The sequence below is a fragment of the Mycolicibacterium nivoides genome, assembly GCF_003855255.1.
GTDB lineage: Bacteria > Actinomycetota > Actinomycetes > Mycobacteriales > Mycobacteriaceae > Mycobacterium > Mycobacterium nivoides.
The window spans coordinates 6079072-6093945 of sequence record NZ_CP034072.1 but is presented as its reverse complement, the minus strand read 5'-3'; the positions used below and the strand labels follow the sequence as shown (position 1 = coordinate 6093945).

The 14874-nt window shown below is 63.9% G+C and carries 15 protein-coding genes; 11 read left to right on the top strand and 4 right to left on the bottom strand.

What is annotated here, in order from left to right; genetic code table 11:
- The first annotated feature begins 88 nt into the window (after positions 1 to 88).
- From EH231_RS29760 to EH231_RS29745, 4 genes are all read left to right on the top strand, one after another.
- Positions 89 to 649 (top strand): cupin domain-containing protein, encoded by a 561-nt coding sequence (locus EH231_RS29760; RefSeq protein ID WP_090435379.1) that lies wholly within the window; start codon positions 89 to 91, stop codon positions 647 to 649.
- Between the two features lie 49 nt (positions 650 to 698).
- Positions 699 to 2204, top strand: a complete 1506-nt coding sequence (locus tag EH231_RS29755; RefSeq protein ID WP_090435382.1) for a CoA-acylating methylmalonate-semialdehyde dehydrogenase — start codon at positions 699 to 701, stop codon at positions 2202 to 2204.
- Complete coding sequence (locus EH231_RS29750; RefSeq protein ID WP_090435386.1) at positions 2201 to 2626, top strand: VOC family protein; 426 nt, start codon at positions 2201 to 2203, stop codon at positions 2624 to 2626. Before EH231_RS29755 ends, EH231_RS29750 begins: the two co-directional genes overlap by 4 nt.
- 79 nt (positions 2627 to 2705) lie before the next feature.
- Entirely contained in the window at positions 2706 to 3572 is an 867-nt protein-coding gene (locus EH231_RS29745) for a mycofactocin-coupled SDR family oxidoreductase (protein ID WP_170856529.1), read from the top strand.
- Positions 3573 to 3612: 40 nt separating this feature from the next.
- On the opposite strand, the gene EH231_RS29740 is transcribed toward EH231_RS29745, so the two are convergent.
- Positions 3613 to 4323 (bottom strand): TetR/AcrR family transcriptional regulator, encoded by a 711-nt coding sequence (locus EH231_RS29740; protein WP_420891939.1) that lies wholly within the window; start codon positions 4321 to 4323, stop codon positions 3613 to 3615.
- Between the two features lie 246 nt (positions 4324 to 4569).
- Between EH231_RS29740 and EH231_RS29735 the strand changes: the two genes are divergently transcribed.
- Positions 4570 to 6069 (top strand): long-chain-fatty-acid--CoA ligase, encoded by a 1500-nt coding sequence (locus tag EH231_RS29735; protein ID WP_090435393.1) that lies wholly within the window; start codon positions 4570 to 4572, stop codon positions 6067 to 6069.
- 202 nt (positions 6070 to 6271) lie between these two features.
- Here the strand turns inward: EH231_RS29735 and EH231_RS29730 are convergent, their stop codons facing one another.
- Entirely contained in the window at positions 6272 to 7309 is a 1038-nt protein-coding gene (locus tag EH231_RS29730; RefSeq protein WP_090435396.1) for an NADP-dependent oxidoreductase, read from the bottom strand.
- A gap of 287 nt (positions 7310 to 7596) precedes the next feature.
- Here EH231_RS29730 and EH231_RS29725 point away from each other — a divergent pair, with 287 nt between their 5' ends.
- Together EH231_RS29725 and EH231_RS29720 are read left to right on the top strand one after the other, a co-directional pair.
- Positions 7597 to 8079, top strand: a complete 483-nt coding sequence (locus EH231_RS29725) for a nuclear transport factor 2 family protein (RefSeq protein ID WP_090435398.1) — start codon at positions 7597 to 7599, stop codon at positions 8077 to 8079.
- Positions 8076 to 8534 (top strand): DUF3237 domain-containing protein, encoded by a 459-nt coding sequence (locus EH231_RS29720; RefSeq protein WP_124713889.1) that lies wholly within the window; start codon positions 8076 to 8078, stop codon positions 8532 to 8534. The genes EH231_RS29725 and EH231_RS29720 overlap by 4 nt, the downstream gene beginning before the upstream one ends.
- Before the next feature lie 28 nt (positions 8535 to 8562).
- Here the strand turns inward: EH231_RS29720 and EH231_RS29715 are convergent, their stop codons facing one another.
- On the bottom strand, positions 8563 to 8826 hold the full coding sequence (locus EH231_RS29715; protein WP_090423786.1) for a hypothetical protein: 264 nt from the start codon (positions 8824 to 8826) through the stop codon (positions 8563 to 8565).
- A gap of 64 nt (positions 8827 to 8890) precedes the next feature.
- Entirely contained in the window at positions 8891 to 9547 is a 657-nt protein-coding gene (locus EH231_RS29710; protein ID WP_090424747.1) for a GntR family transcriptional regulator, read from the bottom strand.
- A gap of 59 nt (positions 9548 to 9606) precedes the next feature.
- On the opposite strand from EH231_RS29710, the gene EH231_RS29705 reads away from it, so the two are divergent.
- The 4 genes from EH231_RS29705 (at position 9607) to EH231_RS29690 (ending at position 14871) form a co-directional block, all read left to right on the top strand.
- Entirely contained in the window at positions 9607 to 11019 is a 1413-nt protein-coding gene (locus EH231_RS29705) for an FAD-dependent oxidoreductase (RefSeq protein ID WP_090423787.1), read from the top strand.
- Complete coding sequence (gene ilvD / locus EH231_RS29700) at positions 11016 to 12707, top strand: dihydroxy-acid dehydratase (protein ID WP_090423788.1); 1692 nt, start codon at positions 11016 to 11018, stop codon at positions 12705 to 12707. Before EH231_RS29705 ends, ilvD begins: the two co-directional genes overlap by 4 nt.
- 34 nt (positions 12708 to 12741) lie before the next feature.
- On the top strand, positions 12742 to 14085 hold the full coding sequence (locus tag EH231_RS29695; RefSeq protein WP_090423789.1) for an MFS transporter: 1344 nt from the start codon (positions 12742 to 12744) through the stop codon (positions 14083 to 14085).
- Between the two features lie 132 nt (positions 14086 to 14217).
- A complete protein-coding gene (locus EH231_RS29690; RefSeq protein WP_090423790.1) occupies positions 14218 to 14871 on the top strand; it encodes a TetR/AcrR family transcriptional regulator C-terminal domain-containing protein in 654 nt (217 codons plus the stop codon).
- Positions 14872 to 14874 lie beyond the last annotated feature (3 nt).

Here is a 14874-nt window from a genome sequence, read left to right as displayed (position 1 = left end):
AATATCAACTGTGAGTCTACTCTCAAATCGGCCAAGGCCGTGACGCCGCACACCGGCGCACGGCGCACAACGACGAAAGAGGATTGACATGGCTACGAGATCGGACGTCGACCAGATCCAGCCGTCAACGTCACGCGACGGCGAGAGCTACGTCTCCCACCGTGAAGACATCCACTTCAACATGACCGGTGACTTCATGACCGGGGTGGATTTCTGGATTCACGCGACCGGTGAGACGACCAACGGTCAGCTGATCGTCATCGAGACCAACTGGGTGCGTGGTACCGAACCGGTCTGGCACATTCATCACCGCGAAGAAGAGGGCTTCTTTGTGATGGACGGTGAGATCAAGATTCACACCGAGGATGGTTCGTACAACGCCAAAAAGGGCCAGTTCGTTTGGGGGCGCAAGGATCAGCGGCACACCTACGAGGTGGTCGGTGACGAAGCCCGGATCCTGGTGGTGTTCGTTCCCGGCCCCGACAGCTCGGGTTTCGAGCCCAACGGCGGTATCGACAAGTACTTCTACGAAGCGCGCGACCGTGAGCTCCGGACGCCCGAGCAACTGCAGGCCGAGGTTGAGAACCTGAAGGTCAACTACGGGCTGGAGATGTTCCCCGAGATTCCGCATCCCCGCCAGAACGCGTGAGCGTGGTTGTCGGTTTGGGTATTTGGCATTACTGACCATTGGAGTTGCTGTGACCATCGATGTATCTCTTGACACTGTGCCGCATTGGATCGGCGGCGCGGCCGTCTCCTCGACCGAGGGGCCGCGAGCCGAGATCCGCGACCCCGCTACCGGGCGCGTGATCGGGACCGTCGTACTGGGCGGTGCCGATGCCGTCGACGACGCTGTCGTCAGTGCGCGCACTGCGGCGGCGGCCTGGGCCGACACCCCCGGCCCAGCCCGCGCAGCGATACTGCATCGGTTCCGGGTTTTGCTGCACGAGCAGGTGGACGACCTGGCGTCGATCATCACGGCCGAACAGGGCAAGACGCTCGCAGACGCCCGGGGAGAGCTGGCGCGCTCGATCGAAGCCGTCGACGTGTCGCTCTCGGTGGTGCAGCAACTCAAGGGGGAGTACGCCGAACAGGTTGCCAACGGGGTCGACACGTACTCGTTCCGGCAACCGCTCGGTGTATGCGCCGGCATCACACCGTTCAACTTTCCGGTCATGGTCCCGGTGTCGATGTTCGCAGCCGCGATTGCGTGCGGGAACGCGTTCGTGCTCAAGCCAAGTGAGCAGGTGCCGTCGGCATCGGTGCGGTTGGCACAGATCGCGAGCGAAGCAGGATTGCCCAACGGCGTACTGAATGTTGTGCACGGCGGTGTTGAGGCAGCCGAGGCACTCATCGACCACCCTGATGTCGCGGCGGTGTCGTTCGTCGGGTCCACCCCGGTCGCGCGTGAGATCTACCGGAGGTCGGCCGAGGCGGGCAAGAAGGTGCAGGCGCTTGGGGGTGCCAAGAACCACTTGGTGGTGATGCCCGATGCTGACCTCGATGCCGCGGCCGATGCGCTGGTTTCGGCGGCCTACGGGGCTGCGGGTCAGCGATGCATGGCAGTGACGGTGGCGGTCGCGGTTGACTCGGCGGCCGATGCGCTGGTGGATAAGATTGCCGAGCGCGCCAACGCGTTCAAGGTGGGCCCGGGGGCGGTGTCGGGTTCTGACATGGGGCCGCTAATCTCGGAGCGCGCACTCGATCGGGTCCGGGGGGCGCTGGAACGCTCCGTCCAGCAGGGTGGCCGACTCGTCGTCGATGGCCGTGAACGGACAGCACCCGGCGCCGGGTACTTCATCGGTCCCAGTCTCGTCGACCACGTCGGCGTCGAGAGCGACCTCTACCGAGACGAAGTGTTCGGACCGGTCCTGAGCGTGCTGCGCGTCGAAGATCTCGAGCAGGCCCTACAGATCGTCAACGACAACCCCTACGGGAACGGCGCCATCATCTTCACCGGCAGCGGTACCGCTGCGCGTCGGTTCAGCCGGGGCGTATCGGCAGGCAGCGTAGGGATCAATGTGCCTATCCCCGTGCCGATCTCCTGGTTCGGCTTCGGCGGATGGGGGGACTCGCGCTTCGGAGACGACGGGCTCAACTACGACGGCTACCGCTTCTACACGAGGTCCAAAGTCGTCACGCAGCGTTGGACCGAGCCGAGGCCCGGCCTTGCTCCGCATTTCGTCGCGGCGGGCAGTCAATGACCTCGCCACCCGCTGCCGTCCTCCCTCGGCTCGACCACGTCGGCATCCTGGTACGCGACCTGGACTCGGCACTCTCGCACTGGTCCAATCGCTTTGGTGTGGAGGTTGCTCGTTCGGTAGAAGTTCCGGCCATGAGCCTTCGCGCGGCGTTCCTCAACGTTTGCGGCGCAGAGGTCGAGCTGTACACCCTGAACGACTTGGACGCACTTGAGATAGCCCTCGGCGGAGCACCGGCAAAACTCGACCACCTGGCATTACGCCTGCACCACGCCGACGGCCCTGAACTCACGGGCTGTGCCATTCGAGGGCCTGGCCGTCCGGAGCCGATCGAGGCACCGATCCTGATGGGGGAGGCCACACATGTCTGGACCGAACCTCCCGGAATCGATGTTCTTCTCCAACTGATCAGACCGAGCGCGTGAGGTCTCGACCTATATCCCTTGCACCACAGGCGGTCTCGCCAATCGGCCGACCGTAAACCAATCACGACGAGGAGTAAACATGGGACGCATGGAAGGAAAGGTCGCCCTGGTCACCGGAGCGGCCCGAGGCCAGGGGCGGGCACACGCCATCCGCCTCGCACAAGAAGGCGCGGACATCCTCGCCTTCGACTGCCCAGCTAACGGGGGGGTTCCCTATCCCGTTGGCACGGCATCAGACCTCGAGATCACGGTCAAGGAAGTCGAGGCGCTGGGCCGGCGAATCATCGCACACCAAGGCGACGTTCGCGAGCAGGCTCCGCTGGACAAGTTGGTCGCAGAAGGCGTGCAGGCCTTCGGCGGACTCGATGTCGCAGTGGCCAACGCCGGCATCTGGACTGTGCACCCGTTCGCCGACATCCCCGAGGACGAGTTCCTGGACGTGCTCAACGTCAACATAATGGGGCCCTGGCGCACCCTGAAGGCGGTAACTCCCGCCATGAAGACGCGCGGAGGTGGCTCGGTGATCATCACCTCGTCCGGCAACGGCGTGGAGGGATCTCCCCACTACGTGCACTACGTGGCATCGAAGCATGGCGTACTCGGCCTGGCGAAGAGCGCAGCACTCGAGTTCGGCCAGTACGGCATCCGAGTCAACTCACTTCTTCCCGGGCCTACCGATACGCCCGCCCTGGACTGGCAAGGGGGCTACGACCTCTGCGCAGGCAAGGGGCCTGGCCAGGGTGTCAAAGAGGACTTGCAGGGCGCGAGGTACTGGGCAGTTCTGCGGGATGTAGGCCTGCTGCCGCCGCAGGCCATGAGCGAGGCGGTGCTGTGGCTGGCCTCTGACGAATCACGTTGGACCACTGGTCTCGAGATGTTGGTCGAAGGCGGCCACATGCTCATGCCCGGCCTCAACATGACAAAAATGGCCTTGGACAACCAATAAGGTCCGAGCAGTCAAGCGGAGCCCTCCTCGAAGCCGTCGGTCACGTCTTCGAGGAGGGCTTGCGGCGTTTAGTGGGCTTCTCGCGCGGCTTCCACTCAAGGCCGTAGACCGTCCGCAGCCAGATCGTCGTCACCGTTTCGGTCATGTCCTCCAACGGGATTGCGTTGTCGCTGCGCAGACTCATCAAGGCGAGGTTGCGTTCACCCATCCACATCAACGCAGCAGCCAACGATCTGGCCGGCGGGCCGGCGATGGCCACGCCGGTCTCTCTGTCGCGCTCGATGCCTGCCGCCGCAGCGTCGATGAACCGGCCGAGGATGGAGTCCCACTGGGCCTGCAAGTCTGGCTCGGCGGCAGCGGCGTCGGCTACTTCACGAAGAACGTGACCGTGCTGTTCCCACACCTGAATAACTTCGTTGACCGCGTGCTCGATGGCAGCCTCCGGCGGCATACCTGCTGGACGTTCAAAAATCAGTTGCGATGCTTGGAACACGTCGGCGGTGACCCGCGAGAGCAGCGCAGACAACAGCTGCCACTTGGACTCGAAGTAGAAGTAGAACGATGACCGCGACAGCCCCGCGCGCTTGGTGAGATCGTCGATGGAAATGTTGCGCAGCGGCACTGTGCGCAGCATGTCGTAAGCACCTTCGAGGATGGCTTGTTCGCGTCTGTCACCTTTGATGTTTCGTCGGCCCACCCGTGTTTCTGTGGTGCTCAGGTTGAAAGATGAAGTGGACGCCATGCGAAACATGATAGGTCAGGCCAACCGCGAAACAGGTGCACCACGGGCGGATGTACCGGTAATTATCGACATTGTGTTGATTATCACCCACGATTAGTGCATACTATGAGAGTTGTAACGGCCTCGCCTTTGACGTGCGTGTCGGCGCCGGCCGTCGACTCAGATTCGGCCGCTGTTCTGCCCGCGCTCAAACGGGATTCGCACGCCTGGCCGCGGAATGAAAATGCGACCTCTCTTTCGACGTAGGAGTCAACCGTGTCCAACCTCGCTGGCAACCTGGTCGCGACTGCGCACGAGTACGGGGACCGGCCGGCCGTGAAGCTCGACGAATACGTGCTGTCCTACCGGCAGCTCTATGACCACGCTTCGGCTGTGGCCGCAGATCTGCGAGCCCAAGGTGTGCTCCCCGGCGACCGGGTCGGCCTGGTGCTTCCGAACGTCCCGGCATACCCAGTGATGTTCTACGGCGTGCTCCTGGCGGGCGCTGTCGCGGTTCCCATGAATCCGCTGCTCAGTGCACGTGAGGTCGAGTACTACCTCACCGACTCGGGTATGACGGTGGTGTACGGGCTGGAGGGCAGCGATTCCGTCGTGCCGGCCGCAGCGGCGAAAGTCGGAATTCGCTCGGTATTGGTGCCCCCTACGGGCCCTAACAACCTGTCCAGCAACCTAATCCATGAAGCAGCCGAGCGAACCGACGACGATACTGCGGTGATTCTTTACACCTCGGGGACCACCGGGAAGCCCAAGGGTGCAGAACTCACCCACCGGAACATGTCCTCCAACGCCGCGACGACAGTGGACACGTTGATCAACGTGGGCCCCGAAGACGTGATCCTTGGCTGCTTACCACTGTTCCATGTCTTCGGGCTCACCTGCGGGCTCAATGCAGCAGTCAAAGCCGGTTCCCTCCTCACGCTTCTTCCTCGTTTCGAGGCCGCTAAGGCATTGGAGGTCCTGGCCCGGGACCGAGTGACGGTTCTCGAAGGCGTTCCCACCATGTACGCCGCGATGCTGCACTCTCCCGATGCGGATAACGCCGACATGTCCTCGCTCCGCACGTGTATTACCGGCGGTGCACCCATGCCTGTCGAGATTCTCAAGGCGTTTGAGCGCAAGTTCGACTGTGAGATCTACGAAGGGTACGGACTCTCAGAGACGGCGCCCATTGCCTGTTTCAACCAGCCCGGCCACCAGCGCAGACCCGGCACCATCGGGATACCTGTGCGGGGCTGCGCGCTGCGCATCGTCGGCGATGATGGCGAGGACATAGCTGATGGCGTACCTGGCGAGATCGCCATCCAGGGCGAGAATCTGATGAAGGGATACTGGAACCGACCTGAGGCAACGGCCGAAGCCATCCCCGATGGGTGGTTCCGTACCGGGGACATCGCCATTCGCGACGGCGACGGCTACTACACCATCGTGGACAGGAAGAAAGATCTGATAATTCGGGGTGGGTACAACGTGTACCCCCGCGAAGTCGAGGAAGTGCTCTACGAACATCCTGCTGTCGCCGAAGCGGCGGTGATCGGCATCAAACACGCAGACCTGGGGGAGGAGATCGGCGCGGCCGTTGCCCTCAAATCCGGGGTGTACGCAGAAGTCGGCGAATTGAAGACGTTCGTCCGAGATCGCCTTGCCGCGTATAAATACCCTCGCGAAATCTGGTTCGTCGACTCGGTGCCCAAGGGCCCGACCGGCAAGATCCTCCGACGCGAGGTGCAACCGCCCAACGTCACCGGGATCAGCTGAGCACTACGCCATTGCGAGTTCATCTGATACTGCGGTGATTCGGCCTGTCCAACTGTCGGCGGCGTCGTTCACGCTCGATGCCTTCGGCTAAACGAGAACGCGCGTCATACGAACGCGGCCATTATTGACTGGCTTTTCCGTTGCCGCGCAACCCAACCGGTGCCTTACCGCCGGTTGGGTTGCGCTCTGTTTCCTTGACGGGTTAGGGGAGCGGTGCGACCTGGACGACCGTCTTTCCTCGCGCGCCGCCGGAGAGTGCCTGATTGAGGGTTTCCCGTGCGTTTTCCAGGCCTTCGACGACGGTTTCGTCGTAGCTGACCGAGCCCTCGCCCAGTGCCGCGGCGAGTTTGCCGATGATCTCGGCGTAGCGCTCGATGTGGTCGGTGACGATGAAACCCCGCAGGGTGGCTCGCTGCATGAGCAACTGGTTTGCGTTGCGCAGGCCCGGTTGGTCTCCGTCGTCGTTGTAGGTGTCGTACTCCGAGATCAAACCACACAGCGCCACTCGTGCACCGATGTTCAACCGGCCCAGGACGTGATCCATGATCGGGCCGCCCACGTTCTCGAAGTCGACGTCGATGCCGTCGGGGGTCACTTCGTCGAGTTGCTCGCGCCAGTCGTCCGAGTGCCGGTCTACGCATGCGTCGAATCCCAGTTCCTCCACCAGGTGTCGGCACTTCTCGGCTCCGCCGGCGATGCCGACCACGCGGGCTCCTCGCTGCTTGGCCAACTGTCCGGCGATCGAACCGACCGCGCCCCCGGCGGCGGAAACGACAACCGTCTCCCCGGGCTGCGGATCGCCCAGCTCGATACCGATGAACGCTGAAATTCCGGTGTGGCCAAGTACTCCCAGGAATGCCGAAAGCGGCGCCGGCAGTGGGTCGGGCAGCACTGTGAACGGAAACTCCAGAACGGAATCGTCAGCGACACAATACTCTTGCCAGCCGGTGAAGCCGAGCACGAATGCGCCGACCGGTAGATCGTCTCGCCGGCTTTCGATCACCTGTCCGACACCGAGGCCCCGCATCACCGCACCCAACTCGACTGGCGGGATGTAGGAACGCAACTGGCTCATCCAGACACGGTTTGTGGGGTCGAGCGACAGGTACAGCGTGCGGATCAACGCCTGCCCCTCTGCAATATCGGGGATGGTCTCCTCGACCCACTCGAGATCTTGTTCGGTGACCTGGCCTTGCGGCCGCCTCTGCAGGCGAAACAGCCGGTTGGTGGGTGTTTTCATGGCGAATCCTCGTTGTCGGCGGTGACTGGAATGGTGATCCTTGGGGCGCGTAAGCGGGGCATCCAAAGGGATCGCGGCAAGGCCCACAATGATTTTAAACTCGATGTTGATATTAATCAACGGAATGTCGAACGATGGTGGTCTCCGCCTCGAGGATCGCGAGTCGCGTTCTGGGGCAACGGATGCGTCATGTATCGACAGAGTGTTGACTATTAACGACGTATGGTGCACTCTCGGTTTTGACATCCGACTGTGACGGCAGTCGACCGAGAGATGGAGGCGGGCGCATGAGCGTACAAACGGACAACCGCGCGACGGTTGAGCGATTCTGGGAGGCCCTCGATGACGGTCCTCCTCGTGGTGAGGCGCTGGAGGCGTGGAAGGACAACTTTGCCGAGGATGGCGTCTGGGAGATGCCCTTCGCTCCTGAGCCGCTCGCCGATACCGTGCCCGGCCGACACCTGATCGGTCATTTCATCGACTGGTTCTTCGCGTCGGTGCCCGACCTCCGGATCGATTCGCTGACCGTGCACGACACGACCGACCCGGAACTCTTCATTCTGGAGCTGCACGGAAAGGCGACGGTCACGCAGACCGGCAAGATCTACGCCAATACCTATTGCACCCATATGCGGATCCGGGACGGGAAGGTTGTGCTGATCCGCGAGTACTTCAATCCCAATGTTGTGCTCGAGGCCTTTGGCCGCGACGTGATCGCCGAGGGCATGTCAGCTGTGATGTCAGCCGCGGGAGTGGGGGCTGCCCAGTGAAGTTGGAACCGGAGTTCAGCTACACCGCAGAGCTGGCCGAACCTCAGATCGTCGGTCCGGGTCCCTACGGACTACGCCAAGTCCTCGCCGTCACCGGAGGCAAAGTCACCGGAAACCGATTCAGCGGCACCGCCGCCCCCGGCGGCGGGGACTGGCTACTGGCCGGCGAAGACGGCTACGGCCGACTCGACGTGCGCGCCCAGTTCTACACCGACGACGGCGCCGTCATCTACATGAGCTACCAAGGCCTGGTAGAGGTCAACGAAGCCGCTGCAGGCGCCCTCGGCGGCGCCAACAGCGGCACCGACTTCGGCGACCACTACTTCGTCACCACCCCACGCCTGGAATCCGGTGACCCCAAATATGCCTGGGTCAACCAGAGCATCTTCGTCGGACAGGGACGCATCCAACCCGGACCCGTCGTCGAATTCCAAGTCTTCCGAGTCGTTATCTGACCGGCAGACTGCCGGTCAATAAGTAAGGTCAACGCCGACATCGGGGCGGGTAGTCGTTCAGGTTTCGATCCCGGCCGCGAATGTCGGTGTTGAGCCGGCATCCGGAGTCGCGGTACTGGAATCCGAAGAACTCCGTCACGCGGGCTTCGGCGAACCGGCGCAGTTGCGCGGCAACCCGGTCCTCGTCGCCCACGAGGTGGTAGGCGATGGAAACCCCGGTGTCCAAATGGATTTCGGTGGCCCGTTGATCGGCTGGTGCCAGCGTCTCCGGTAGTCCAGCGGACCCGTGCATGAGAATCTCCAGATCTACCGTGGCGATTTAGAACTCGCTCGCGGGTCGTTGCCGTCGCTGTGGGTCAGTCTCGGGTCTGAGGCGGCAGAGTGGCATAGGCGAAGGCCAACAGGTAGTCACTGAGTGCGAGCGACGCCGCTTCGGCGGCTTCGGCGTCCCCGGCGGCGATGGCGGCCAGGATAGCGGCGTGCAATTCGCCGGCCTGGGCCAGATCTTGATGCGGGTCGGTGAGATTGCCGAACCAGAATCGCCGGGACAACCCCTGCAGAGGCGCCATCGCTACCTCGACGAACTCGTTGTGCGTCGCGCTCACCACCAGTGCGTGCGCGTCCCGCAGGAACGTGGCGAAATCGTCCACCGACGCGGTGGCGCCGAGAACTTCCTCAGCGAGCGTGGCCGCGGTGCGCCGCTGGTCGGCGTTGGCCCGTTGCGCCGCGAGCCGGACCGCGAATGGCTCCAACGTCCGGCGCAATTCGAGCAGTTTAAGCTGCGCCTCGATCGAGGCCGCGGCCACGAGCACGCCGCGGTTGGCATGGATCTCAACGAGCCGCTCGCGCGCCAGCCGCTGCAGCGCCTCCCGGACGGGCGTACGCCCCAGCCCGGTCAGCTCCATAAGTTGTTTCTCCGACACCAACGAGCCAGGCGGAAGCTCCTGCAGCACGATCAGGCGTTCTATTTGCAGGAATGCCTGGTCAGCCTTGTTGGGCAAGACTCCGGTCATCGCAGGGTGCCCATTGTCACGGGTAGACAATATCGCGACCATCGATGTACCGTCCATCCATGACTGATATATCGGTTGAATGGCGGTTGAATCTCGGGCTCGAACAGGCTGCGACCCGCCATTTTCCGCTGGTCGACGAGGTCGATGTCGCGGTGGTTGGGGCCGGCGCGGCGGGAGTCGCCGCAGCCACGATCGCCGCCGAAGCGGGCGCGCGGGTGCTGGTGATCGAGAAGTACGGATTCGCCGGCGGGGCGGCAGTGGCCGGGTTGTCGGGGACGATCTGCGGGATGTACCTGGCGTCCGAGGATGCCCGTCACCCTGAGCAGGTGGTGCACGGTTTCGCCGAGCGTTTTGCTGCAGACCTCACCTCGCGCGGTGGCCTGACCGAACCCCAGCGCTACGGCAAGACCTTTACCGCAGCACACGACCCGCTGATGTGGCGCGAATCCGCCGACGGGCTGCTGACCGGGGCCGGGGCGCGCATCCTGTTCCATACCCAGGTAATCGATGTTTTGGTCGAGGACGGTCACTACCGTGGTCTGCTGGTGGCCTCCAACGCCGGAGTCGGCGTGATACGGGCGGCTCGAATCATCGACGCCTCCGGCGACGGCGCGGTCGTGGCGCGCGGCGGCGGCGCATACCGGTTCGGTGCCGACGGGCGCATCCAGAACCCGACCATGTTCTTTCGGCTGGGCAACGTCGACACGGAGAGATTCTGGGCGGCGTGGGGCGATGACACCATCAGTCCGGCGTGGGTGACAGCGGCGATCGACGACGCTCGCGTCGGCGGTGTTGACCTGCCGCGCAACAAGATCTGGGTCTTCGCCACCAGTCGACCAGGGGAGCTGCTGGTCAACGCCACCAGGCTGACGGCCCCTGACGGCCGGATGCTCAACGTCATCGACCCTGCTGACTTCACCCTCGCCGAGATCGGCGGCCGTCAACAGGTTCGTGACTACGCCCGCTTTCTCTCCGGCACCGTGCCCGGTTGTGGCGATGCGTTTGTCGTTGATACCGGCGTCGAAGCAGGCATTCGGCAAACCCGGACGGTGGCGGGGGTGCAAACGTTACGCGACGTCGACGTCGTGGACGGAACCAAACGGGCGGACTCGATCTGCCGTTCCCCCTGGCCGATTGAACTGCACGACGGCGAAAAGCCGCGGCTGCATTGGTTGTTGGACGACTACTACGACGTGCCGTTCGGTGCGCTCGTGCCCGAACACGGCGAGAACGTCGTTGTGGCGGGCCGATGTCTGAGCGCCGAGCACCACGCCTTGGCTTCGGCCCGCGTCACCGCGCAGTGTTTTGAATACGGTCACGCCGCAGCGGTTGCCACACTTCTCTCGCTGGACTCCGGTGTGGCCTACCGCGACCTCGACGTGCGGGACATCCAGACCCGCATGATCGCCAACGGAAGTGCGCTTGAGTCGGCGACCGCTGTTGCAGCGCATTCAGAAAGGCAGGAATCGTGACCGACAACTTCGAGCGTGCCTCCGGCGGGGGTTTGCGCAGCAATTTCACCCCGGGGAGCACCCGATGGGCGGTGCGCCGCGCGCAGTGGAGTGCGATGGGAATCAGCGTCGCGGATCAATCGAAGCCAAAGATCGCGATCGTCAACACGTCGTCCAAACTGTCGGTGTGCTTCGCCCATCTTGACGATGTGGCGCTGCGGGTGACTGACGCCGTCCGCGAGGCCGGCGGGCTGCCGTTCGAGATTCGTACCACGGCGCCCAGCGACTTCGTCACCAGCGCCGGCCGAAAGGCGCGATATCTGATGCCTACCCGCGATCTGATCGTCAACGACGTGGAAGCTGCGGTCGAAGGCGCGGTGCTTGACGGCATCGTGTTCCTGTCCTCCTGCGACAAGACCACCCCGGCCCATCTGATGGCAGCGGCCCGCCTCGACCTGCCCTCGATCGTGGTGATCGGCGGCTATCAGAAGGGCGGCCGATACAGCGGCTGCTCGGTCGACATCGACACGGTCTACGAATCGGTGGGAGCGCTCGCCGCCGGCACCATGACCATCGACCAATTGGGCGAGCTCGCCGACGAGGCGATCGAGGGGCCGGGGGTATGCGCCGGTTTGGCAACGGCAAACACCATGCACTGCATGGCCGAGGCGCTGGGTATGACGGTGGCCGGTTCTGCGCCGACCCGCGCCAACTCAGCAGGCATGCTGGACAGCGCCGCCGCCGCAGGCCGGCGGATCGTGACGATGGTCGAGGAGAATCTGACCGCCCGCCAGGTCATCACGGCCGACTCGATTGAGAACGCCATCGAAGTGGCGCTGGCGCTGGGTGGTTCGGTGAACTGCGTCCGGCACCTGACGGCCATCGCCGCCGAGGCCGATCTGGACATCGACGTGGTGGGATTGTTCGAGAAGATCGGACGAGACGCGGTGCAGCTGGCGGCGATCCGGCCCAACGGCAGCCACCAGGTGTGGGATCTCGATGGGATCGGCGGCGTTCAGACGGTGATGAGGGTACTGCTGCCACGGCTACACGGTGACGCGATGACCGTCGACGGCCGCAGCGTCGCCCAGCGGGCCGAGCACGCCCGTCCCGCCGACGGTGACGTGCTGCATGACCTCGACGATCCGATCAACGACGAGCCAGGCCTGATCATCCTGCGCGGTTCGCTGGCTCCGGACGGGTCCATCGTCAAGGTCGCCGGGGTGGGCAAGGCCACTCGCCGCCAGTTCGCCGGGCCGGCCAAGGTGTTCGTGGGCGAGGATGCCGCCATTACGGCACTGGGACACAACGGGATTCAGCGCGGCGATGTGATCGTGCTCCGCGGGATGGGTCCGCGCGGCGGACCGGGCACCGTGTTCGCGGCCAGCTTCGTCGCCGCACTCAACGGGGCCGGACTGGGCGGGGAGGTCGCGGTGGTCACCGATGGTGAGCTGTCCGGACTCAACCACGGTCTCGTCGTAGGGCAGGTGATGCCCGAGGCCGCCGACGGCGGTCCGCTGGCGGGACTTCAGGACGGCGACATCATCAGCATCGATCTCGACGCCCGCCGGGTCGACACGCACCCGGTGCGCGACGGCGGGCCCGTGCGTGCGGCGGGGGAAGTTCCCGAACGCGGATGGCTCGGCCAGTACGCCGAACTGGTCGGCCCCATTCAGGGCGGTGCCGTGTTACGCCGCCCCGCTCGCTGACACAACACCTTTCACCTCACAAAGGACACCCAGTATGGCAACCGCCGCATCCAACCAGGCCCGCAAGGCAGGCATTGCCGCCCTGGTCGGCACCACCCTCGAGTGGTACGACTTCCTCATCTACGGCACCGCGGCGGCACTGGTGCTCAACAGCCAGTTCTTCCCCAACGCCGACCCCACCGTCGGAACGCTGGCGGCCTTTGCCACCTACGCCGTCGGGTTCCTGGCGCGTCCGCTCGGCGGCATCGTGCTAGGCAACATGGGCGACAAACTAGGGCGCAAGAAGATGCTGATCTTCACCATCGTGTTGATGGGCGCTGCCACCACCCTGATCGGCGTGCTGCCCAACTACGCCGCCATCGGTATATGGGCGCCGATCCTGCTGATCCTGCTTAGGCTGTTGCAGGGCTTCGGGGCCGGCGGCGAGTATGCCGGCGCCGTAGTGCTTTCCGTCGAACACGGAGATCAGAAGCGCCGCGGCCTTGCCGGTGCCTGGGCGCCGACCGGTTTCGCAATGGCCACCTTGCTCTCGACCGGGGTGTACCAGATCGCCACGCTGCTGCCAGAGGCCGCGTTCCAAAGTTGGGGTTGGCGGGTACCGTTCCTGCTGGGCGCTGTTCTGCTGGCCGTCGGCTACTTCATCCGCCGCAGCATCGATGAGACCGAGGCGTACGAGAATGCAGTGCAGGCCGAGGCGGCCGGGATTGCACAGGAGACCAAAATCCCGGTGCTGGAGTCGATTCGCCGCAGTCCGCGCAACTTCCTCGTCGTCATCGGCGCTCGCATGGCGGAGAACGGCTTCGCATATCTGTTCCCGGTGTTCGCCGTGGGATTCGCCGTCAACAACCTCGGAGTGGAGCGCAGTACCACCCTGCTGGCGGTGGTGATCGCGTCTGCGATCCAGGTGGTGTTCATCCCCATCTGGGCGCACCTGAGCGATCGGATCGGTCGTCGGCCCGTGTACGCCGGAGGCGCCCTGCTCTCCGTGCTATGGCTGGTGCCATTCTTCTTGCTGCTCGAAACCCTGAGTACCCCGCTGCTGATCCTGGGATTTGTTGTCGGACTAGGTATTCTGTATCCGGCGATGCTGGCCCCTCAGGCGGCGTACTTCGCCGAGCTGTTCGACACCCGGACCCGACTGTCCGGTTTCGCGTTCGCCCGTGAGATCGGATCGGTGCTGGCTGGTGGCTTCCTGCCGCTCATCGCCACCGCGTTGATCGCCGCATTCGGCCACTGGTGGGTGATCGTGGTTTACCTTGGCATCCTGACCGCGTTGACCCTGATCGCACTGGCCTACGGACCGGAGACCAATGGCAGGGAGATCATCGAGCCCGGCACAGTGAACGCACCGGAACCACAGTCGACGATGACAGCCTGACGGGCGGGCGGCTCCGGAGCCGAGTCCTGGCCATCGCGGTCCGATCGATCGGGATCCGGTGATCGCATACAGCTGCTCTTCATGGCAATTGGGACCTGGTCGGGATGCTTTAACACGGTTAAGGTCTCAGCCATGACGAAGGGCATCACCCGGGAACGAATCGTGGCGACAGCTCTTGAGCTGCTCGACGAACACGGCATGGATGCCCTGACTGTTCGTGCGCTGGCGACCGCGCTCGATGTCCGTGCGCCGGCCCTGTACTGGCATGTGCGTGACAAGCAAGAGTTGCTCGACGAGATGGCCACCGAGGTCATGCGCCGAGTCGGAATCGCGCTGTCGACGATTGGCCCCGGCGACGACTGGCGCGACGACCTCCGCGCCTATGCGCGTATCTTGCGCTCGGAGTACCTCGAACACCGGGACGGTGCCCGGATTTTCAGTGGCACACGGCTGTCCGATCCGAATATCCTGCAGAAGAAGGAAGTCTGGTTCGCCCGATGGACGGCGGCCGGAATGGCACTCGTGGACGCAGATGACGCCGTCGATTTGAGCACTGCCTTCGTGGTCGGCTTCGTCATCGAAGAACAAGAGCGACGACAGTCTTCCAAGGAGGATCCGACGCGGTACTCACTTGCTGGGCGTGGTGCTTGGCTGGGTGAGGAGTTCTTGATGGTCAGGGAGGCTGGTCACGCCCGCGACGACAGCGATAGCCGTTTCGAACGACAACTCGGCATCGTCCTCGACGGAATCGCGGCTCGAATGAATGACACAGCATCAGGAAGTTGATCC